The sequence below is a fragment of the Teichococcus oryzae genome, from assembly GCF_008386565.1.
GTDB classification, from domain to species: domain Bacteria; phylum Pseudomonadota; class Alphaproteobacteria; order Acetobacterales; family Acetobacteraceae; genus Pseudoroseomonas; species Pseudoroseomonas oryzae.
The window spans coordinates 1,217,095-1,237,362 of the sequence record NZ_VUKA01000001.1 but is presented as its reverse complement, the minus strand read 5'-3'; the positions used below and the strand labels follow the sequence as shown (position 1 = coordinate 1,237,362).

General features: G+C 67.7%; 19 protein-coding genes. 9 read left to right on the top strand and 10 right to left on the bottom strand.

The genetic code is table 11. The features are described 5' to 3' along the window. Window positions 1–16 precede the first annotated feature (16 nt). The 7 genes from F0Q34_RS05715 to rpmG all read left to right on the top strand — a co-directional run bounded on the left by F0Q34_RS05715 (window position 17) and on the right by rpmG (window position 8,957). Window positions 17–961, top strand: coding sequence for an aspartate carbamoyltransferase catalytic subunit (locus tag F0Q34_RS05715; RefSeq protein WP_149811109.1), 945 nt, complete (start codon window positions 17–19; stop codon window positions 959–961). 29 nt (window positions 962–990) lie between these two features. Further along, the gene (locus F0Q34_RS05710; protein WP_149811108.1) at window positions 991–2,265 is read left to right on the top strand and encodes a dihydroorotase; all 1,275 of its coding nucleotides are present in this window, start codon (window positions 991–993) and stop codon (window positions 2,263–2,265) included. Then, entirely contained in the window at window positions 2,262–2,846 is a 585-nt protein-coding gene (plsY, locus tag F0Q34_RS05705; protein WP_149811107.1) for a glycerol-3-phosphate 1-O-acyltransferase PlsY, read from the top strand. Before F0Q34_RS05710 ends, plsY begins: the two co-directional genes overlap by 4 nt. Next, window positions 2,843–3,955, top strand: coding sequence for a DNA-processing protein DprA (gene dprA / locus F0Q34_RS05700; protein ID WP_149811106.1), 1,113 nt, complete (start codon window positions 2,843–2,845; stop codon window positions 3,953–3,955). The genes plsY and dprA overlap by 4 nt, the downstream gene beginning before the upstream one ends. A 55-nt stretch (window positions 3,956–4,010) precedes the next feature. Then, window positions 4,011–6,704: a type I DNA topoisomerase gene (topA, locus tag F0Q34_RS05695; protein ID WP_149811105.1), complete on the top strand. Its 2,694-nt coding sequence runs from the start codon at window positions 4,011–4,013 to the stop codon at window positions 6,702–6,704. 526 nt (window positions 6,705–7,230) lie between these two features. Next, window positions 7,231–8,658, top strand: a complete 1,428-nt coding sequence (locus F0Q34_RS05690) for a S41 family peptidase (RefSeq protein ID WP_161600780.1) — start codon at window positions 7,231–7,233, stop codon at window positions 8,656–8,658. Between the two features lie 131 nt (window positions 8,659–8,789). Then, window positions 8,790–8,957: a 50S ribosomal protein L33 gene (gene rpmG, locus F0Q34_RS05685; RefSeq protein WP_007002299.1), complete on the top strand. Its 168-nt coding sequence runs from the start codon at window positions 8,790–8,792 to the stop codon at window positions 8,955–8,957. Window positions 8,958–9,047: 90 nt separating this feature from the next. Here rpmG and F0Q34_RS05680 read toward each other — a convergent pair whose 3' ends face one another. The 10 genes from F0Q34_RS05680 to rpmH form a co-directional block, all read right to left on the bottom strand. After that, complete coding sequence (locus F0Q34_RS05680) at window positions 9,048–10,430, bottom strand: PleD family two-component system response regulator (protein WP_149811103.1); 1,383 nt, start codon at window positions 10,428–10,430, stop codon at window positions 9,048–9,050. A gap of 179 nt (window positions 10,431–10,609) precedes the next feature. After that, a complete protein-coding gene (locus F0Q34_RS05675) occupies window positions 10,610–11,137 on the bottom strand; it encodes a hypothetical protein (RefSeq protein WP_149811102.1) in 528 nt (175 codons plus the stop codon). A 35-nt stretch (window positions 11,138–11,172) separates the two neighbouring features. Then, window positions 11,173–12,312 (bottom strand): succinyl-diaminopimelate desuccinylase, encoded by a 1,140-nt coding sequence (dapE, locus tag F0Q34_RS05670; RefSeq protein ID WP_149811101.1) that lies wholly within the window; start codon window positions 12,310–12,312, stop codon window positions 11,173–11,175. Next, window positions 12,309–13,136: a 2,3,4,5-tetrahydropyridine-2,6-dicarboxylate N-succinyltransferase gene (gene dapD, locus F0Q34_RS05665; RefSeq protein WP_149811100.1), complete on the bottom strand. Its 828-nt coding sequence runs from the start codon at window positions 13,134–13,136 to the stop codon at window positions 12,309–12,311. The genes dapE and dapD overlap by 4 nt, the downstream gene beginning before the upstream one ends. An 80-nt stretch (window positions 13,137–13,216) precedes the next feature. Beyond that, window positions 13,217–14,101, bottom strand: a complete 885-nt coding sequence (gene argB / locus F0Q34_RS05660; protein WP_149811099.1) for an acetylglutamate kinase — start codon at window positions 14,099–14,101, stop codon at window positions 13,217–13,219. Between the two features lie 327 nt (window positions 14,102–14,428). Continuing rightward, on the bottom strand, window positions 14,429–15,094 hold the full coding sequence (gene yihA, locus F0Q34_RS05655; RefSeq protein WP_149811098.1) for a ribosome biogenesis GTP-binding protein YihA/YsxC: 666 nt from the start codon (window positions 15,092–15,094) through the stop codon (window positions 14,429–14,431). Beyond that, window positions 15,091–16,854: a membrane protein insertase YidC gene (gene yidC, locus F0Q34_RS05650; protein ID WP_149811097.1), complete on the bottom strand. Its 1,764-nt coding sequence runs from the start codon at window positions 16,852–16,854 to the stop codon at window positions 15,091–15,093. The genes yihA and yidC overlap by 4 nt, the downstream gene beginning before the upstream one ends. Window positions 16,855–16,867: 13 nt before the next feature. Next, window positions 16,868–17,200, bottom strand: coding sequence for a membrane protein insertion efficiency factor YidD (gene yidD, locus F0Q34_RS05645; protein WP_149811096.1), 333 nt, complete (start codon window positions 17,198–17,200; stop codon window positions 16,868–16,870). Continuing rightward, entirely contained in the window at window positions 17,197–17,538 is a 342-nt protein-coding gene (rnpA, locus tag F0Q34_RS05640; RefSeq protein ID WP_149811095.1) for a ribonuclease P protein component, read from the bottom strand. Before rnpA ends, yidD begins: the two co-directional genes overlap by 4 nt. A 25-nt stretch (window positions 17,539–17,563) precedes the next feature. Then, complete coding sequence (gene rpmH, locus F0Q34_RS05635; RefSeq protein ID WP_007006287.1) at window positions 17,564–17,698, bottom strand: 50S ribosomal protein L34; 135 nt, start codon at window positions 17,696–17,698, stop codon at window positions 17,564–17,566. 229 nt (window positions 17,699–17,927) lie between these two features. On the opposite strand from rpmH, the gene F0Q34_RS05630 reads away from it, so the two are divergent. Beyond that, on the top strand, window positions 17,928–19,328 hold the full coding sequence (locus F0Q34_RS05630; RefSeq protein WP_149811094.1) for an FAD-dependent oxidoreductase: 1,401 nt from the start codon (window positions 17,928–17,930) through the stop codon (window positions 19,326–19,328). An 80-nt stretch (window positions 19,329–19,408) separates the two neighbouring features. Beyond that, a complete protein-coding gene (locus tag F0Q34_RS05625) occupies window positions 19,409–20,203 on the top strand; it encodes a 3-hydroxybutyrate dehydrogenase (RefSeq protein ID WP_149811093.1) in 795 nt (264 codons plus the stop codon). Window positions 20,204–20,268 lie beyond the last annotated feature (65 nt).

Below are 20,268 nucleotides of genomic sequence, written 5' to 3'. Positions count from 1 at the left end.
GCCGGACTGGTATTCGATGCTGCCCTTCCCTCACCGGCACCTCCTCGCCCTGCAGGGTCTGGAGCCGCCCTACATCGCCGACCTCCTGGACCTCGCCGAGTCCTATGCGCTGCTCAACCGCAGCGGCAAGACGCAGCGCGATCTCCTCAAGGGGCGGACGCTGATCAACCTGTTCTTCGAGGACAGCACCCGCACCCGCACCTCCTTTGAACTGGCCGGCAAGCGGCTGGGGGCGGACGTGATCAACATGTCCGTCTCCACCAGCAGCGTGAACAAGGGGGAAACGCTGCTCGACACCGCCTCCACCCTGAACGCGATGCATTGCGACCTGCTGGTGGTGCGGCACGCGCAGTCCGGCGCGCCGGCCCTGCTCAGCCAGAAGGTCGATGCCGCGGTGATCAATGCCGGCGACGGCACGCATGAGCATCCCACCCAGGCCCTGCTGGACGCCCTGACCATCCGCCGCCGCAAGGGCCGGCTGGAGAACCTGACGGTCGCCATCTGCGGCGACGTGCTGCACAGCCGGGTCGCGCGCTCCAACATCCACCTGCTCTCGGCCATGAATTGCCGCGTCCGGGTGGTGGGCCCGCCCACCCTGATCCCGGCCGAGGCCGCCCGTCTCGGCGTCGAGGTGTTCCACGACATGAAGGCCGGGCTGCGCGACGCCGATGTGGTGATGATGCTGCGCCTGCAGAAGGAGCGCATGGCCGGCGGCCTGGTGCCGTCCGCGCGGGAGTTCTTCCGCTTCTACGGCCTGGATGCCGCCAAGCTCGCGGTGGCCCGGCCTGATGCCATCATCATGCATCCGGGCCCTATGAACCGCGGCGTGGAGATCGACAGCGCGGTCGCCGATGATCCCGAGCGCAGCGTGATCGGGGAGCAGGTGGAGATGGGCGTGGCCGTGCGGATGGCCGTGCTCGACATTCTCGCCCGTAACCTTCGCCGGGGTGCCCGGCTGTGACCGCCCCCGCGACCTTTCCGATGAACCCGATGACCGACACCATCTTCGTCAATGCGCGGCTGATCGATCCTGCCGCTGGCCTTGACGCCCCAGGCAGCCTGCTGGTGAGCCGCGGCGTCATCGCGGATCATGGCGGCGCCCTGGCCATCCCGGAGGGGGCGGAGGTCGTGGATTGCGGCGGCGCCGTGCTGGCCCCCGGCCTGGTGGACCTCCGGGCCGCCCTTGGCGAACCGGGGGCCGAGTATCGGGAAACCATCGACAGCGCCGCCCAGGCCGCGGCGGCGGGCGGCATCACCACGCTTTGCGCCCTGCCCGACACCCAGCCAGCCCTCGACGACGCGGCCCTGGTACAGTTCGTCGTCCGCCGCGGCGAGGCGACCGGAAGCCTGTCCATCCTGCCCTATGGCGCCGCCACCAAGGGGTGCCAGGGCAAGGAAATCGCGGAATACGGGTTGCTGCGGGAAGCCGGCGCGGTGGCCTTCACCGACGGCACGCGCGCCATCGCCAACGCCCGGACCATGCGCTTGGCGCTTTCCTATGCCCGCGCCTTCGGCAGCTTCGTGGTGCAGCATCCGGAGGAGCCGGCCCTGGCCGCCGGCGGTGCCGCGACCGAAGGCGAGCTGGCGACACGGCTGGGGCTTCCCGGCATCACGCCCGCCGCCGAATCGATCATGGTGGCGCGTGACATCGCCCTGGCCCGGATCACCGGCGGCCATGTTCACTTCGCGCATGTCTCGACGGCGGATGCGTTGAGCCTGATCCGGAAGGCCAAGCAGGAAGGCATCCGCGTCACCTGCGACACGGCGCCCCCTTATTTCGACCTGAACGAGACGGCCATCGGCGATTTCCGCACCTATGCCAAGCTGTCGCCCCCGCTGCGGCGGGAGGAAGACCGGCTCGCCGTGGTGGCGGCGCTGGCCGACGGCACCATCGACGCCGTTGCTTCCGACCACCAGCCGGCCGATCCGGACGACAAGCGCCTGCCCTTCGCCCAGGCCTCGGCCGGCGGTGTGGGGCTGGCGACCCTGTTCGGGATCACGCTGGCCCGGGTTCATGCCGGCGACCTCGCCCTGCCGCAGGCCCTGGAGCTTCTCACCGTGAAGCCGGCCAGGTTGCTCGGGCTGGAGGCCGGGACGCTCGGTCATGGCAGGCCCGCCGACCTGGTGCTGTTCCATCCGGAGCGTGCCTGGAAGGTTGAAGCCGGCAAGCTGCCCGGAAAGGCGCAGAATTCGCCATTCGACGGCCGCGCCCTGGAAGGACGGGTGATCGGCACCTGGAAAGCCGGGCGGCGCGTTTACGGATGAGCGCTCTGCTCGCCGCCTTGATCGGCTACCTGTCCGGCTCCGTTCCTTATGGGCTGTTGTTGAGCCGGATGGCTGGCCTCGGCGACATACGCAAAATCGGCAGCGGCAATATCGGCGCCACCAACGTGCTGCGCACCGGCAACAAGAAGGTCGCGGCCGCGACGCTGTTGCTGGATGCCCTGAAGGGCGTGGTCCCGGTCCTGGCCTTTGGCGCGTTGCTGGGCCGGGAGGCGGGGCTTGTCGCCGGCATCGCGGCCCTGATCGGGCATGTGTTTCCTGTCTGGCTCGGCTTCCGTGGCGGCAAGGGCGTGGCTACCGGCGCTGGCGTGCTGCTGGCCGCGGCCTGGTGGCTGGGGCTGGCCTGCGCCCTCATCTGGCTGGTCATGGCCAAGGTGACCCGCATTTCCTCCGCTTCGGCGCTGACCGCCTGCTTCGCGGCACCACTCATCGCCTGGCTGGCCGGGGACAGCCAGCTCGCCATCTTCGCCCTGGCTTTGGCGCTGCTGATCGCCTGGCGCCACCAGGCCAATATTCGCCGTCTCCTCGCCGGAACCGAGCCGCGGATCGGCCAGAAATCATGACGCCGCGGGAGGTGCTGGCCCGGCTGCGCCTCATCCGCACGGATGGCGTCGGGCCCGTGACCCTCCGGCGCCTGCTGGAGCGCTACGGCAGTTCCGAGGCGGCACTGGACGCGCTCCCCGCATTGTCCGCCCGGCGCGCTGTGCCATTCGCGCCGCCCCCGCTGTCCGTGATCCGGCGAGAGGTGGACGAGGTGGCGGAAATGGGCGGCCGCTTCCTGTTCTGGGGCGAGGATGACTACCCGCCCCTGCTGGCGCTGCTGGAGGATCCGCCCTCGGCCGTCGCCGTGATCGGCGATGCCACCCTGCTGCATCGCCGCCAGGTGGCCGTGGTGGGCGCCCGCAACGCGTCCGGCCTAGGGCGGCGCCTGGCTGGCGAACTGGCCGCGGGGCTGGCCGGACGCGAGGTGGTGGTCACTTCCGGCCTGGCGCGCGGCATCGACGCCGCCGCCCATCTAGGGGCATTGCGCGCCGGCCGGACCATCGCCGTAATCCCGGGCGGGCTGGACCGCGCCTATCCGCCTGAGCATGCGGAACTGCAATCCGCCATTGCCGAGGGCGGAGCGGTCGTGGCGGAGGCACCGCTCGGCACCGCGCCGATCGCGCGGCACTTCCCGCGCCGCAACCGCATCATCGCCGGGCTGTCGCTCGGCGTCGTGGTTGTGGAGGCAGCGCTGCAATCCGGCACATTGATGACGGCCCGGCTGGCGCTGGAAGCCGGGCGGGAAGTCTTCGCGGTGCCCGGAAGCCCGCTGGACCCCCGCTGCGCCGGCTCCAACGACCTGATCCGCCAGGGCGCCCATCTGACGGAACGGGTGGAGGATGTACTGGACCACCTTCCCGCCGCCCCCGGCGAATTCAAGCCCTTCGCCCGCTTCGCCGCGGCGGTTCCGGCGGCCTCGCCGATGGCCTCGCAGGCCGCCGAAGTGCTGCCGGACGGGGCCGCCCGCGTCCTCGATCTGATCGGGGCGTCGCCCGTCACGGTTGACGAGGTGATGCGACACTGCCACCTCTCTGCCGCTGCGGTGCAGGTTATTCTACTGGACCTGGAACTCGACGGGCGGATAGAGACGCTGCCCGGCAACCGCGTGATCCGCAGCGGCTTGCGATAGTTCCCGCCCAGCGCCCCTGCTGCCGGCGGCCAGGAGAGAGCGCTCGATACCCGCCATGACCGACGTCGTCGTCGTCGAATCGCCGGCCAAGGCGAAGACCATCAACAAGTATCTGGGCCAGGACTTCACCGTTCTCGCCAGCTTCGGCCATGTCCGCGACCTGCCCGCCAAGGATGGCAGCGTCCGACCGGACGAGGATTTCGCCATGGACTGGTCCTCTGAGGACCGTGGCGAGAAGCAGGTGGCCGCCATCGCCAAGGCGGTGAAGGGCGCGCGCAACCTTTACCTCGCCACCGACCCGGACCGGGAGGGCGAGGCGATCTCCTGGCACGTCCAGGAGATGCTGCGGCAGAAGGGCGCGCTGAAGGGCGTGCAGGTCCACCGCATCACCTTCAACGAGATCACCAAGCGCGCGGTGCAGCATGCGCTGGCTCATCCCCGGGATCTCGACACCCCGCTGATCGAGGCCTATCTGGCCCGCCGCGCGCTGGACTACCTGGTGGGCTTCACCCTGTCCCCCGTGCTGTGGCGCAAGCTGCCGGGCAGCCGCTCCGCCGGGCGGGTGCAGTCGGTGGCCCTGCGGCTGATCTGCGAGCGCGAAGCCGAGATCGAGGCCTTCAAGGCCCGGGAATACTGGACGGTCGAGGGACGCTTCCTGACCCTGGACCAGGCGCCCTTCACGGCCCGCCTGACCTATCTCGACGGCAGGAAGCTGGAGCAGTTCGACCTGCCGGACGCAGCCAGTGCCCAGCACGCCAAGGCGGCGGTCGAGGCCGGCCAGTTCAGCATCGCGTCGATCGAGCGGAAGCGCGTCCGCCGCAATCCGCCGCCGCCCTTCACCACCTCCACCCTGCAGCAGGAAAGCTCCCGCAAGCTGGGCTTCGGCGCGCAGCAGACCATGCGCCTGGCGCAGCAGCTCTACGAAGGCGTGGACATCCGGGGCGAGACGGTCGGCCTGATCACCTATATGCGGACGGATGGCGTCCAGATGGCGCGCGAGGCCATCGGCGCCATCCGTGACCATGTGAAAGGTGCCTTCGGCGCCAACTACCTGCCGGCCGCGCCGCGCGAATACGCCTCCAAGGCCAAGAACGCCCAGGAAGCCCACGAGGCGGTCCGGCCCACCGATGTCAGCCGGACGCCGGAGGAAGTCGCCCGCTACCTCTCGCCCGAGCAGCGGCGGCTCTATGAGCTGGTCTGGAAGCGCGCCGTGGCCAGCCAGATGCAATCGGCCGAACTGGACCAGACGGCGGTGGACCTGGCTGATGCCTCCGGCCAGACCCGCCTGCGGGCCACCGGCAGCGTCATCGCCTTTGATGGCTTCCTGAAGCTCTACCGCGAGGATGTGGATGACGCGGCGGGCGCCGAGGACGAGGATTCCCGCACCCTTCCCCCGATGCGGGAAAAGGACCCCGCGAGGCTGACCGCCGCCCAGGCCGACCAGCACTTCACCCAGCCGCCGCCGCGTTACTCGGAGGCGTCGCTGGTCAAGAAGATGGAGGAGCTGGGCATCGGTCGCCCTTCCACCTACGCTTCCATCCTGCAAACCCTGCAGGACCGTGACTATGTGAAGCTGGAGAAGCGCCGCTTCATGCCGGAGGATCGTGGCCGCCTGGTCACCGCCTTCCTGGTCAATTTCTTCGAGCGCTACGTCGATACCGGCTTCACCGCCTCCCTGGAGGAGCAGCTGGACGACATCTCCGGCGGCCGCGCGGAATGGCGCGACGTGATGCGGGCCTTCTGGGACGATTTCAACGCCGCCGTCGCCGCGACGAAGGACCTCACCATCAGCGCCGTCATCGACGCGCTGGACGAGGAGCTGGGCCCGCACTTCTTCCCGCAGCCGGCCGATGGAGGCGATCCGCGCGCCTGCCCGGCCTGCGGCAATGGAAGGCTGGGCCTTCGCCTGGGGCGGAACGGCGCCTTCATCGGCTGTTCCAACTATCCTGAATGCCGCCATACCCGACCCTTGTCCGTCGCCGGCGAAGGAGAGGGCGAGGCAGCCCTCGCGGGCGGCATCAAGGAACTGGGCCAGGACCCCGTGACAGGCGCGCCCATCACCCTGCGGCGCGGCCCCTATGGCCTTTATGTGCAGCTGGGCGATGGCGACACGGATGCGAAGGGGAAGGCCATCAAGCCCAAGCGGGCCAGCCTCGCCCGTGGCATGGACCCTGAAACCCTGACGCTGGAGCGGGCCCTCGCCTTGCTGGCCTTGCCAAGGGTTGTGGGGCTGCATCCGGAAACGGGCGACGAGATCACGGCGGCCATCGGGCGCTTCGGCCCCTATGTGAAGATGGGCAGCATCTACAAATCGCTGGATCGCGATGACGATGTGCTGTCGGTCGGCATCAACCGCGCCGTGGCGCTGCTGGCCGACGCCAAGGCCAAGGTGCGCAGTCTCGGCCCGCATCCCAAGGATGGCGAGCCCGTCGAAGTCAAGCGTGGGCGTTTCGGGCCTTATGCGCAGCATGCCGGCATGGTCGCCAACCTGCCCCGTGGCACCCAGATGGAGGATGTCACTCTGGAGCAGGCGGTGATCCTCCTCGCCGAGAAGGGCAAGAAGCTGGCGCCGGCGGGTGCCAGGAAGGGCGCCAAGAAGGCCCCGGCGCCTAGAAAGACAAAGGCAGAGGCAGGCGCCCCGGCGGCGGCTGCCACGGCGAAGGCCGCCAAGCCCGCCCCGCGCAAGGCGCCCGCCAAGAAGGCCGGCACGACCGCGGCCAGCCGCTCCAGGACCAAGGCCAAGGCCTGAGCAATGTGTCGCGGGGCAGTGTCCACTGCCCCGCGACGCAACCTGTTGCGCGGATTGCACCGGTGCGGTCCGGATAACCATCTTTCCAGGGAATGCGGCAATTCCCGCGTGACAGCCAAGCCCCCCTCCGTCACCCTGATCGATGTGGCGAATAGCCGGACCTGCTTCTCTACCGTTTCGGATGTTCCATGGCGGCTCACGGAAGACACGCGGCGACCTGGTGGATCTTCTGACCCGCTTTCCGCCACCCCGAATATGCTGCGCCAATTTGCTTGACGGTCACCCCGCTCAGGCCGGCAACATGACCTTTCTGTTTCGTGTTCAGCGGCATGGTCACCGTTGCTTTCGGCTGGGCAGGCCAATGTCGGCATTCCCCCTGTTGAGATGGCTGCTCAAGGTGGCCATCATCGCCGGATTCAGCTTCGGGGCGGTTGCGCCCCTGAATGAGGGCCGGGCGCAGGAAAGCCGTGCCTCAGCGCGGCAGGATCGCAGCCTTTCCGATTCGTCTACCCGCGCGGTCCTGAGGGTGGCGTTTGCCAACATCCTTGAGCGCCAGATCGAGCCCGCCAGCCCCGCCGATCTAGCGCTCTGGTCCCTGCGCGGCCTTGCTGCGCTCGACACCGCTTTTGCCATCCAGGCGGTGAATGGCAGGCTGCATCTCAGCCATCGCGATGAGCTTCTGGCAGCCAGGCCCCTGGCGGAACTGACGCAAGCCTCGCTTCTTCAGCGGGGAAGCGGCGCGGCGGCCGACCTCGTCGCCGCCATCGTGACCGAATATTACGGCGCGGCCTGGGCCGCCTCGGCGGCGGTCCGGTCGGCGGGAAGCGAGCGCCTGCTCCAGGCCGGCTTCGACGAGGTCTTCAACCATCTCGACCCCTACAGCCGGTATGTCACGGCGACGGAGGCGCAGCAGTTGCGACAGCGCCGCATCGGGCAGTCGGCGCTGGGCTTCCGCATTGCCACCGGCTCCCGCAATGCAGTTCTGGTGGTGGCCGTGTCGCCTGAAGGGCCGGCCCAGCGGGCCGGCATGCGGGAAGGCGACATCGTGCTCGCCATCAATGGCCAGGCCGTGGCCGCCACCCGGATCGCCGAGGCCGCGGAACTGCTTGAAGGCCCTCCCGGCACAACGCTGCAACTGACGCTCAGGCGCGGTGGGCGGCGCATTTTGCTGACATTGGTCCGCGACGGCAGGTCCGGCTCCGCGCTTCAGGCGGAGCTGCGCGACGGGTTGCTGTGGCTGCGGCTCGGAATGTTCTCGTCCCACACGGCAACGGAGGTGGCGGAGGCGCTGGATGAGGCGTTAACCGCGTCGCCGCGGCTCGCGGGCGTCATCCTCGATCTCCGGGGCAACCGTGGCGGGTTGTTGCAGCAGGCCATGAGCGTGGCCGATGCCTTCCTGTCCGGCGGAACCATTGCCCAAAGCCAGGGGCGCCACCCCGCGGCCCAGCGGATCTGGCAGGCCGTAGGCGGCGACCTGGCCCAGGGCCGGCCTGTGGTCGCCCTGGTGGACGGCCGCACGGCCTCGGCGGCCGAAATCGTCGCGGCGGCGCTTTCGGATCGCGGACGGGCCGTGGTTGTCGGCAGTTCCACCCTGGGCAAAGGGTTGATCCAGGTGGTGGTGCCACTGCCAAACGATGCGGAGATCCTGATTTCCTGGGCGCGCCTCCTGGCGCCCCATGGCTGGCCTGTGCAGGGCTTGGGCGTGCTGCCCGCGCTTTGCACCAGCCTCGGCCAGGAGGCGATGCAACGTGATCTTCAATCGATCACCCAGGGAGTGTTCCCCAGGGGGCCGCTGCTGGGGCGGATGCGGAGCCTGCGTGCCCCGGTGCCGGCCAGCGAGGTTTCCGCCCTGCGCGGCACATGTCCGCCTGCCGAGGGACGGACTCTCGATCAAGTGGCGGCGCGCTTCATCCTGGAGCACCCCGCCGCCTACCAGAATATGCTGGCCCGCTGAACCACCAGGGGCAGGTTTGCCTTGACTGAACAGGCCATTGCATTAGGTTGCGGCATCTCGCGTCGCACCCAGGTGCGCGGCTCAGGGCCGCCTTGCTTGTGGTGCCAGACAGGCGCCCACGGAAGAACATCATGGCCAAGTCGAACACCATTCTGATCAAGCTCGTTAGCACAGCTGACACCGGCTACTTCTATGTGACCAAGAAGAACACGCGGAACACCACCGGCAAGCTGGAGATGCGGAAATACGATCCCGTCGCCCGGAAGCATGTCGCGTTCCGCGAATCGAAGATCAAGTAAGCCGCATCAGCGCTGCTTGCGTCGGAACGCCGCATCCCCCGGGATGCGGCGTTTCCATTTCCGGGTGCTGATACCCCGCGGCGCTGCCTGTCAGGCGACGCCCATGCTGCGGGGCTTCCAATCCCGGTCATCCGCCATTTCGACCCTGTTGCGGCCCCCGGCCTTGGCCCGGTAGAGCGCCCCATCAGCCGCGCGCATCAGGGTCGGCAGCGTCTCGTTAGGCTGGGCCATCGCCACCCCGATGCTGACGCTGATCCGCAACAGGTCCCCGGACCCGGTAGGAATGGCCTGGCGGACCACCATCTGCCTCAGCCGTTCGGCGGCCTGCAACGCTTCTTCCTGCGTCACATCCGCCATGGCGACCACGAATTCCTCGCCGCCGAACCGCGCCACCACGTCCACGGCGCGCATCTCCTGCCTGATGCGGTTGGCGACCTCCTTCAGCACCAGGTCGCCGACAGCATGGCCATAGGTGTCGTTGACGGCCTTGAACCGGTCCACATCCATCAGCAGCAAGGCCGGCCGGCCGGCCCGCAGCAGGCCTTCCAGATGCCGCGTGACGTACCGTCGGTTGCGCAGCCCCGTCAGGCTGTCGGTGACGGCCAGTTCGAGGGAACGGTCCAGCTCCATGCGGAGGTGGTCCTGATACCGCTTCCGCCGCACCTGGTTGAGCAGGCGCGCCCGCAACTCGTTGGGGTCCACGGGCCGCAGAACATGGTCATTGGCGCCCAGGTCGAAGCCCCGCAAAACCAGGGAACGCTGGTCAAGATCCGCGATCAGCAGCACGGGGATCTCGCGCGTCGCATCATGGGCCCGCAGGCGGGACGCCAGGCGCAAGCCCTCCCCCCCATCGAGCGACAAACTCAGCAGGGCCACGTCGTGCTGGCCGAGGGACAGAAAATGCCACGCCTCGGCCGCCGTTTTCGCCAGATGAAGCTCGACCTTCTCCTCATGCATCAGGGCGGTGATCAGCTCCGCCTCGTTGACGTCCTCGGTCGCCAGCAGAACGGACGCGCTGGCCAGATCCTCGGCGGGCGCCGGATGCGGCTCGAAGCCGAGATCCGCGACGGTTGCCGTTCGCAGCCTGAAGGCATCCATGACCTGCTTGGTCCGCAGCAGGGCACGAAGCCGGGCAAACAGGGTCGGGTGATCGACGGGCTTGGACAGGAAGTCGTCGGCACCCGCTTCCAGCCCGCGCACTCGTTCCACCGGGTCCACCAGGGCCGTTATCATCACCACCGGGATATGCGCCGTGACCGGATTGGCCTTCAGGCGCCGGCTGACCTCATACCCGTCCATTCCGGGCATCATCACGTCCAGCAGGATGACATCCGGCAACCATTCCTCGGCGCGGCACAGCGCCTCCTGCCCCGAGGCGGCCAGGGCGACATCGTAGTATTCGGCGTTCAGCCTCGCCTCCAGCAGGCGGAGATTCGCCGCAATGTCGTCGACCACCAGAATACGCGCACTCATGCCATTTAGGTCTTTCGCCACCAGCAATGGGATCGGGGCTACGTCACAACCCAGGATAGTCCCAGATCGGGGTTTCTACGAAGATCAAATCGTGCTCAGGCGGGGCATCGCGTCGAAGCTGGATTGCTCCGCCCATCGGCGGAAGGCGACGTTCCATCCGGAACGATCGCGGCGCTCCTTCAACCCCTGGAAAGGTCCGCCACCACCCCGGACAGCAGCAGGCTGACCATCAGGTCGAGCATTACGAAGGCCGCTGCCTGGAACCCGGTCACCTCCAGCGCCGCGCGCGCCGAAAACCACTGGAGCCACAGCACGTAGCCGATGACCATCAGGCTTCCCGCTTCCAGGACCCATCCTTCCGGCACCAGCAGGCCAAAGGCCAGCAAGGTGACCATCAGGATGTACTGGGCCAGGTTGGTCCAGTTCCAGACAGCGATCCAACGCGGCCAGAGCGCCTCCCTGCCCATAAAGCGGCACAGGACAAGGGCAGCCAGGGCGTAGGCCGGCCAGGACGCGACGAAGCCCGTGATCTCGGCGGTCAGGAAGCGGGCGGAGGCCTCCTCCGGCCGCGCGATCAGGCGCGCAACCAGAAACATCGGCGCGCACAGGATCGCGACCCGGAAGGAGCGCAAGGCGGCCTCACGGGTCGGCGCGAAGCAGGCCGCGCCGGCCGCGTTGCCCCGCAGCAGCATGAGCAGCCCCACCATGCCACCGATCCAGTCCCGCGGCTTGTTGTGCTCGGTCAGGAAACGGATTCCATGTGCTGCAGTGAATGGATCACCCGGGCATACAGGTCTCGCAGCCGGTGCAGTTCCTCGACAGGTGTCGCCTCGTTGACCTTGTGCATCGTGGTGCCGACGGCACCCAGTTCGGCCACGGGGCAGAAATGCGTGATGAAGCGGGCGTCGGAGGTGCCGCCGCCAGTGTCCAGCGTCGGCTCGACGCCGGTCGCTTCCCGTGTGGCCCTGGCCAGGACCTCCACGAAGCTTCCCGGCTGCGTCAGAAAGGACTCACCGGAACAGTTGACCTCCAGCTCGTGGCGGGCGCCTTCCTGCTCCAGCGCGTCCCGTATCCTCGCGGCAAGGGAAGCGGAGGAATGCAGGTCGTTGAAGCGGATGTTCAGCCGCGCCATTGCCGAGGCCGGGATCACATTGGTCGCGGCATTGCCCACATCGATGCTGGTCACCTGCAGGGTGGATGGCTCGAACCATTGGCTGCCAGCATCGAGCGGAGCGGCGGTCAGCCGCCCCAGGACCCTGATCAGCCGATGCACCGGGTTGTCGGCCCGCTGCGGATAGGCGCTGTGGCCCTGCACCCCATGCACGACGATCATGGCGTTCAGGCTGCCGCGCCGCCCGATCTTGATGGTGTCGCCAAGCACTGCCTTGCCGGTCGGCTCGCCCACCACGCACATGTCTGGGGTATGGCCATGCGCCGCCATCCAGTCGAGCACCTTCACCGTGCCGTCCAGCGCCGGGCCTTCCTCGTCACCGGTGATCAGCAGGGACAAGGTGCCGGGCAGGTCCGGCGGCAGGCTGGCGATGGCGGCGATCCAGGCGGCAATGCCACCCTTCATGTCCGTTGCCCCGCGCCCCATCACCAGGCCGTCCCGGATCTCGCCCGAGAACGGGTCTGCCAGCCATTGCGCCGCGTCGCCGGCCGGCACGACATCCGTGTGGCCGGCGAAGCACAGATGGGGCGACCCGGTGCCGCGCCGCGCGAACAGGTTTTCGACCTCGCCGAAGCGGAGCCTCGCGCAGGTGAAGCCCAGCGCGGCGAGGGCCGTTTCCAGCACTGCCATGGCCCCGTCATCCGCAGGCGTGACGCTGCGGCAGCGGATCAGGGCCTGAAGCAGCGGAACCGGATCGCGCACCGCCCTCAGTCCCGCAGCAGCTCGTTGATCGAGGTCTTCTCGCGCGTCCGGGCATCCACCCGCTTCACGATCACGGCGCAGTACAGGCTGGGGCCCGGCGAGCCGTCCAGCAGCGGCTTGCCCGGCAGGCTGCCCGGAACCACCACCGAGTAGGGCGGCACATGGCCCATGAAGACCTCGCCCGTGGCGCGATCGACGATCTTGGTGGAGGCGCCCAGGAACACGCCCATGGAAAGGACGCTGCCTTCCCCGACGATGACGCCTTCCGCCACTTCGGACCGGGCGCCGATGAAGCAGTTGTCGCCGATCACCACCGGATTGGCCTGCAGCGGCTCCAGCACGCCGCCGATGCCGGCGCCGCCGGAGATATGGCAGTTCTTGCCGATCTGCGCGCAGGACCCGATGGTGGCCCAGGTGTCCACCATGGTGTTGGCGTCCACATAGGCGCCAAGATTGACGAAGGAGGGCATCAGCACCACGCCCGGGGCGATATAGGCGGAGCGCCGCACCACCGCGCCCGGCACCGCGCGGAAGCCCGCCTCCTTGAAGCGGTTCTCGCCCCAGTCGGCGAACTTCAGCGGCACCTTGTCATAGGCGCCGAAGCCGGTCGGGATGATTGCTGAATCTTCCAGGCGGAAGGACAGCAGCACCGCCTGCTTCAGCCATTGGTTGACCTTCCAACCGCCCTGCCCGTCCGGCTCCGCCACACGGGCCTTGCCGCTGTCGAGAAGCTCCAGCGCGCTTTCGATGGCCTCCCGTTCAGCTCCACGGGTGGAGGACGAGATCTCCGTGCGGCGGGCCCAAAGCCCCTCGATGGTGGCGGCAAGATCCATGGCGGCAGCTCCGGCAAAAGGCGAACATCGCTGCCTGCGGTATCCGAGGCACGGCCGAGCCTGTCAACGCCTGCCGCCGCTTAGGGGCGGATCAGCGTTCCCGCCCCGCCATTGGTGAACAGCTCGATCAACACGGCATGCGGTACGCGGCCATCCACGATGACGGCACCCTTCACGCCCTGCTCAATGGCGTAGATGCAGGTTTCGACCTTGGGGATCATGCCGCCGGAGATCCAGCCTGCCTCGATCCCCGCCTTTGCCTCGGCCACGGTCATCTCCGGGATCAGGGTCTTGGCGGGATCCAGAACACCCGGCACATCGGTCAGCATCAGCAGGCGGGACGCGCTCAGCGCGCCGGCGATGGCGCCCGCGGCGGTGTCCGCGTTGATGTTGTAGGTCTGGCCGTCAGCGGATGCCCCCACCGGGGCGATCACCGGAACGATATCAGCCGCGATCAGCAATTCCAGGACCTGCGGATCCACATATTCCGGCTCGCCCACGAAGCCGAGATCCAGGATCCTCTCGATGTTGCTGTCCGGGTCGCGATAGGTGCGTTCAAGCTTGCGGGCACGGATCAGGCCGCCATCCTTGCCGGAGATGCCGACCGCGATGGCGCCGGCGCGGGTGATGCACCCGGCCACCTGCTTGTTGACCGTGCCGGACAGCACCATCTCGACAACGTCGACCATCTGCGCATCGGTGACGCGCAGCCCGTTGACGAAGGTGGATTGGACGTTCAGGCGCTTCAGCATGGCGTTGATCTGCGGACCGCCGCCATGCACCACAACGGGGTTGACGCCCATCTGCTCCAGCAGGGCGATGTCGCGGCCGAAGCGAAGGGCGGTTTCCTCCTCCCCCATGGCGTGGCCGCCATACTTCACCACCACGACCTGGTCGTCATATCGCTTCAGGAACGGAAGCGCGGCCGCAAGGATTTCCATCTGGTTGCGCGCGCTCTCGGTCATCCCCGCCCCTTTTCCGCGATAAAAGCAAGTCCGGCGCGTCTACGGGCGACATTCCCGGGGGTCAAGAGACGGCGAGGGCCTTCGGGCAGAGCTTTCCAATGATGCCGACCGGAAGCCGATGCTGGGCAAGTCGTCCGACATGCCCCGGACCCTGGCGCTGCCGGAGGTTCCGAGGCAGTCGGCCATGCAGCCATATCGGCATCGAAGGTGCCGGCCCACCTTCCAACGCCGAACATCATTCCCGACCGTGAACTGCACCGCTTGCGTGAACGGTCCCTGGCTTTCCGCCGGGCAAAATGCGGGATGGGAAGCCCCGGCCCGGCCTTCTCAGGCCGGTTCGGCCAGGGCCGTCAACTCGGCCCGGAGATCCGGAAGGCCAATTCCCTGCTCGCTGCTGGTGGTGATCACCAGTGGATGGGCGGGGGTATGCGCCTTCACCAATGCCGCGGCTTCTTCCTGGCGCTGGCGCAGCCAATAGGGCTTCGGGCTATCGGCCTTGGTCAGCACGATCTGGAACGTCACCGCGGCCTCGGTCAGCAGCTTCATCGCCGCCCGGTCGCTTTCCTTGGTTTCGATCCGCGCATCCAGCAGCAGGATCACCCGCCGCAAGGTGGGGCGGCCGCGCAGGAAGTTGAACATCAGCCCCTGCCAGTCTTCCTTCACACTCTTGGAAGCCTGGGCGTAGCCATAGCCTGGCATATCCACCAGGGTGAGCCTGTTGCCGAGGTTGAAGAAGTTCAACTGCCTAGTACGGCCTGGCGTGTTGGAAACACGCGCCAGGCCATGATGCCCCGTCAGCGCATTGATCAGCGACGACTTGCCAACATTGGAGCGGCCGCAGAAAGCAACCTCCGGGCGCTCCGCGGGGGGAAGCTGGTCCAGGCGCTGCGCGGCGAAGAAGAACTCGCAGGGCTGGCAGAATAACAGGCGGCCCTGTTCAACCAGGGCCTCCCGCTCTGCCTCGTCGCGCGCCTCCAGAAGGCCGCCCTTCACCCTTTTGCCTTTGCGGCAGCTTTGCCGACCATCTTCTCCTGCCGCCGCGCAGCGCGCTCATGCCGCATGATGTACCACTGCTGGATGATCGAGAGCAGGTTGTTCCAGGACCAGTAGATCACCAGGCCGGCCGGGAAGCTGGCCAGCATGAAGGTGAAGATCACCGGCATCCAGGTGAAGATCTTGGCCTGGATCGGGTCCGGCGGGGCCGGGTTCAGCTTCTGCTGCACGAACATCGTGACGCCCATGATGATCGCCCAGATCGGCATGTGCAGCATCTGCGGCGGATCCCAGGGGATCAGCCCGAACAAGGTGAACAGGTTGGTCGGGTCGGGCGCCGACAGGTCGCGGATCCAGCCGAAGAACGGCGCGTGCCGCATCTCGATGGTGACGAAGAGCACCTTGTAGAGCGCGAAGAACACCGGGATCTGGATCAGGATCGGCAGGCAGCCCGAGGCCGGGTTGATCTTCTCCGTCCGGTACAGCGCCATCATCTCCGACTGCGCCTTGGCCGGATCGCCCTTATAGCGCTCCCGGATCTCCTGCATCTTCGGCGCCAGATTCTTCATCCGCGCCATCGACTTGTAGGCCTTGTTGGCCAGCGGGAAGAACAGCGCCTTCAGCACAACCGTGAACAGCAGGATGGCAACGCCGAAGTTGCCGAACATCTTGAACAGGAAATCCAGGGCATAGAAGAACGGCTTGGTCATGAAGTAGAACCAGCCGAAGTCGATCGCCTTGTCGAAATCCGTGATGCCCAGATTGTCCTGATAGGCATCCAGCAGATGCACTTCCTTGGCGCCCGCGAAGACGCGCATGGAGTGGCTCGACGTCGCGCCAGGAGCAACCGCCATGGCGGCGGGCGTGGCGAAGTCGACCTGCCAGCGGTCCTGGCCGTTCTCCTGCGTGTGGCGCCAGCTGGACTTCATGGGCTGCGCCGCGTCCACGGGCGCGATCGCGGCCAACCAGTACTTGTCGGTGAAGCCGGCCCAACCACCATTCGTGTCCTGCGCCAGGGCCAGGCCGCCACGGCCTTCGCCCTCATCCTTCGCGGCCTTGTAGGTCTGCTCGTTCAGCCGGCCGTTCAGCACGCCGACAAAGCCTTCATGCAGGATGTAGTAGCCGGCGACCTGCGGCGTCTGCTCACGGCGGATGCGGGTCCAGGGCAGCAGCTGCACCGGCTCGCCGCCATTGTTGATGACACGCTGCTCGGCCAGGAACATGTAGTTGCGGTCCAGGCTCAGCACGATCTGGAAGGTCTGGCCCTGGCCATTCTCCCAGGACAGCGTCACCGGCCGGTCGGGGCCCAGCGGGCCGCCGGTCGCGGTCCAGTCGGTTTCGCTGTCGGGCACCCGCGTCCGGCCATCGGCGGCGGACCAGCCCCACTGGGCGAAGTATGGCTGCGTTTCCTCGCGCGGCGCGAACATCCGCACCAGGGCCGAACCAGGGGCGGTGGTTTCGCGATAATCCTTCAGCACAAGGTCATCCAGCCGCGCGCCGCGCAGCAGGACGCTGCCGGACAAGCGCGGGCTGTCGATCTGCAGACGCTGCGGCGGGGGGCGGTTGGCGGCACTGGCCGTCGCCTCGCCGCCCATGACGGGCGATGATGGCAGGGCGGGAGCAGTGGCCGACGGCGCCTGCTGCGTAATGGCGGCTGGCGCCGGCTCAACCGGAGGCGTCGTTTCGCGCTTCCACAGGTCGAAGGCCAGCAAAATGCCGATCGAGATTGCGATTGCCGCGAAAAGTCGCTTCTGGTCCATCGGATACGTGCCGTCAGGCCCTGTTCTGGCCCACCCTGCCCCGACGGGACCTGGTGGGAGGCGCCTGTTGCGGCGCCGCGGATGGTGCTTCCGGTCCAGCTTCCGGCACGGGGTCATACCCGCCGGGATGCCACGGATGGCAGCGAAGGATTCGTCGTGTGGCGAGCCAAGTTCCCCTGGCGGCGCCATGCGACCTCAGCGCCTCTATTGCATAGGCGCTGCAATGGGGATGAAACCGGCAATGGCTGCCGATCACCCCCCGCAAGGTCAACTGGTAGGTGCGAACACCGCCCATCAGCAGCCATGCGATGGGTCCCGGCGAGGGGCCATCGCTCCGCCGTGTCATGGCGGGTGGGCGCCTACCTGGCGCAGGGCGCCGCGCAGATCAGCCTTCAGCTGATGGAACGGGCGCGAACGGCTGCCTTCCCGGCCCACCAGGACCAGATTCCAGCCGGGTGGCGCCTGATCCGCCAGCACCAGCCGCGCCGCTTCCCGCAGGCGCCGCTTGGTGCGGTTGCGGATCACGGCGTTGCCCAGCTTCTTGGTTGCCGTGAAGCCGATGCGCAACGGACCCTCCGTGCCCGGCAGGGCCTGCAGCAGCAAGCCTGGCCTCGCCGCCCTGGTGCCCTTCCCGGCGACGCGCAGAAATTCGCGGCGCTTCTTCAGGCGTGGCGGCGAAGGCATGGGGCGCCCCCTTGCGCGGCGGAAATCAGGCCGAAAGCTTCTTGCGGCCCTTGGCGCGGCGATTGGCCAGCACATTGCGGCCACCGACCGTCGCCATACGGGTGCGGAAACCGTGCCGGCGCTTCCGGACAAGCTTGGACGGCTGATAGGTACGCTTCACGACGGGCTACTCCGTATGATCTTCAACTGTGGCACAGGCCCGGATCCCGGAGCCCTGCATGAATCGCACCGGCCCCCCCAAGGAGAGGCCGGTGAAGGTGGCGACGTATAGGAACCCGCCTCCCTGTCCGTCAACCATTCTTGGCCCTCCGTCATGAGGGCCGGATGCTTCAAACCATTGATGCGGGAGGAGATCGGGTCCGGCGGCCCCTTTCGCCGCCGGGCACTTCATGGCAACGCGGTACCTCCGACCGGCGCCGGGCCGGATCATCGCGATGCAAGGAGACGCTGGCATGCCGAATCATGATGTGGCCGTGATCGGAGGAGGTCCCTGCGGGATCAGCGTCGCCATGCGGGCAGCCTCGCGTGGCTTGAAGGTCGTGCTGTTCGAACGCAGCCGGCTGGGTGGCGCCCGCCACCTCGCCGAAACCGTGCCGTTGCGGGTGCTGGGAAGGCTTGCCGCCATGGCCGCGCTGGGAAGCCGGCGCGATCAGGGCGTGCGGTGGGAAGGCGTGGCGGTGGAGTGGGCAGGCATACGCCGTGCGCTTGACGATGCCCAGGCGGCGGTCGCCGAAACCTATTCCCTCGCCCGTCTCCAGAAGCTCGGCATCACGGTGGTCCGCGCCAGCGCTCATTTCACCGCCCATGACCGCATCGAGGCTGGCGGGCAGTTCCATGATTTCCGCAAGGCCGTTGTTGCGATCGGCACCACGCCGGTCATCCCGGACATCCCCGGATTGGCGGGATGCTCCTGGCTGACGCCGGACCGCCTCCTGGCCTTGGCCGAGCAGCCGCGCCACCTGCTGATTCTGGGGGGCGACGCGCAGGCCGTCGAACTGGCCCAGGCATTCGCACGCCTCGGCTCCCAGGTGAGCATCATCACTGACCGGCCCAACATTCTCAATTCCGCCGAGCCGGAGATCAGGCTCCAGCTGCGCGACAGGCTAAGGGCGGATGGTGTTGTTTTTCATGAAAACACTACGGTAACGGACATCATCGGAGGGAGCGTCGGCGTCGGGCTGCGCACATCGGACGGAGCCCGCATCGAGGGAACCCACCTGGTGCTGGCTGCGGGAACGGTGCCGGACCTGCAACCGCTCGACCTTCGCGCCGCCGGAGTGGAGGCCCCGGAAGCCGAATGCGGCCCCGGCGATTCCTGGAAATCCACCCCTAATTCCCGGATCTGGATGCTTGGCCCTCGCTGGCGGGTCGGCGACAGCCAGGCTGAGCCCTGGCTGGCCGGCACCGGGCCCATGAATATCGGGCGCCTTGCCGCATCCTGGTCGCCGAAGGCAACGGAGCAGCGCGGCATGCGGGTCCGCATGGTCCGCTCTGATCCTGCGCTGCTGCAGTTCGGCCAGACCGAGGCGGAGGCCCGCGCCGGGGGCCCACCGCCTCGCGTAATCCGGCTTTCCTATTCGGAAGGACATACAGGAACGGACTTCAATCCGTTGTTCCTGAAAGTTATTCAGGATTCCAGGGGCGCAGTAGCCGGGGTGAGCCTGCTGCGGCAGGAAGCCTGGCGCGATCAGGCCATCCTTGAGCACCTGCTGGCCACCGGCACGGCCACGCCCACGCAGGTCGGGGCTGCTTTGGAGGTGCCACTGTTATTGGACGCCGAGGAGGCATGAGGACACTCTAGCCACCCTCCCGAAAAAGGCCGGGCATCGCAGCCCCGCCATCGATAACGATCAGGCTGAGGATCAGGAACATGGATCAAACGCTGTCAGGCCGCACCGCCCTTGTCACCGGCTCCACCAGCGGGATCGGGCTGGGCATCGCCAAGATGCTGGCCGCCGCGGGAGCCCGCGTGATGCTGAACGGCTTCGGTTCCGCGGATGACATCACCACTGCCCAGCGCGAGGTGGCCAAGGCTGGCAACACCGCCGAGCCGCCACATTCCGCAGCCGATCTCTCGGACCCGGCGCAAATCCGCGACATGTGCGCGGAGGCCGAGCAGCGCCTCGGCCAGGTGGACATCCTGGTGAACAATGCCGGCATCCAGTTCACCAGCCCCATCGCCGAGTTCCCGGACAACAAGTGGGACGCCATCATCGCCCTCAACCTGTCGGCCAATTTCCACGCCATCAAGGCGTTGCTTCCCGGCATGACGGCGCGGAACTGGGGCCGCATCGTCAACATCGCCTCCATCCACGGCATCGTGGCTTCTCCCGAGAAGGTCGCCTATGTGGCCGCCAAGCATGGCGTCATCGGCATGACGCGGACCGTGGCGCTGGAGCTGGCGCAGGGTCAGGTGACCTGCAACGCGATCTGCCCCGGCTTTGTCCGCACCCCCCTGGCCGAGAAGCAGGTCACGGCCCTGGCCGCGAAGCATGGCATCACGGAGGAAGCGGCGCTGAAGGACTTCCTGCTGGCGCGCCAGCCCAGCAAGCGCTGGGTAGAGGTGGAGGAAGTGGCGCGCATGGCGCTCTATCTATGCGGCCCCGATAGCGGCAGCGTGAATGGCGCCGCGCTCTCCATCGATGGCGGCTGGTCCGCCGCCTGATTTCTGCCGCAACAACAATGATCCGGGCTGCCCGGCTGAGTTGCCGCGGCAGCGCCTTTCAAGGG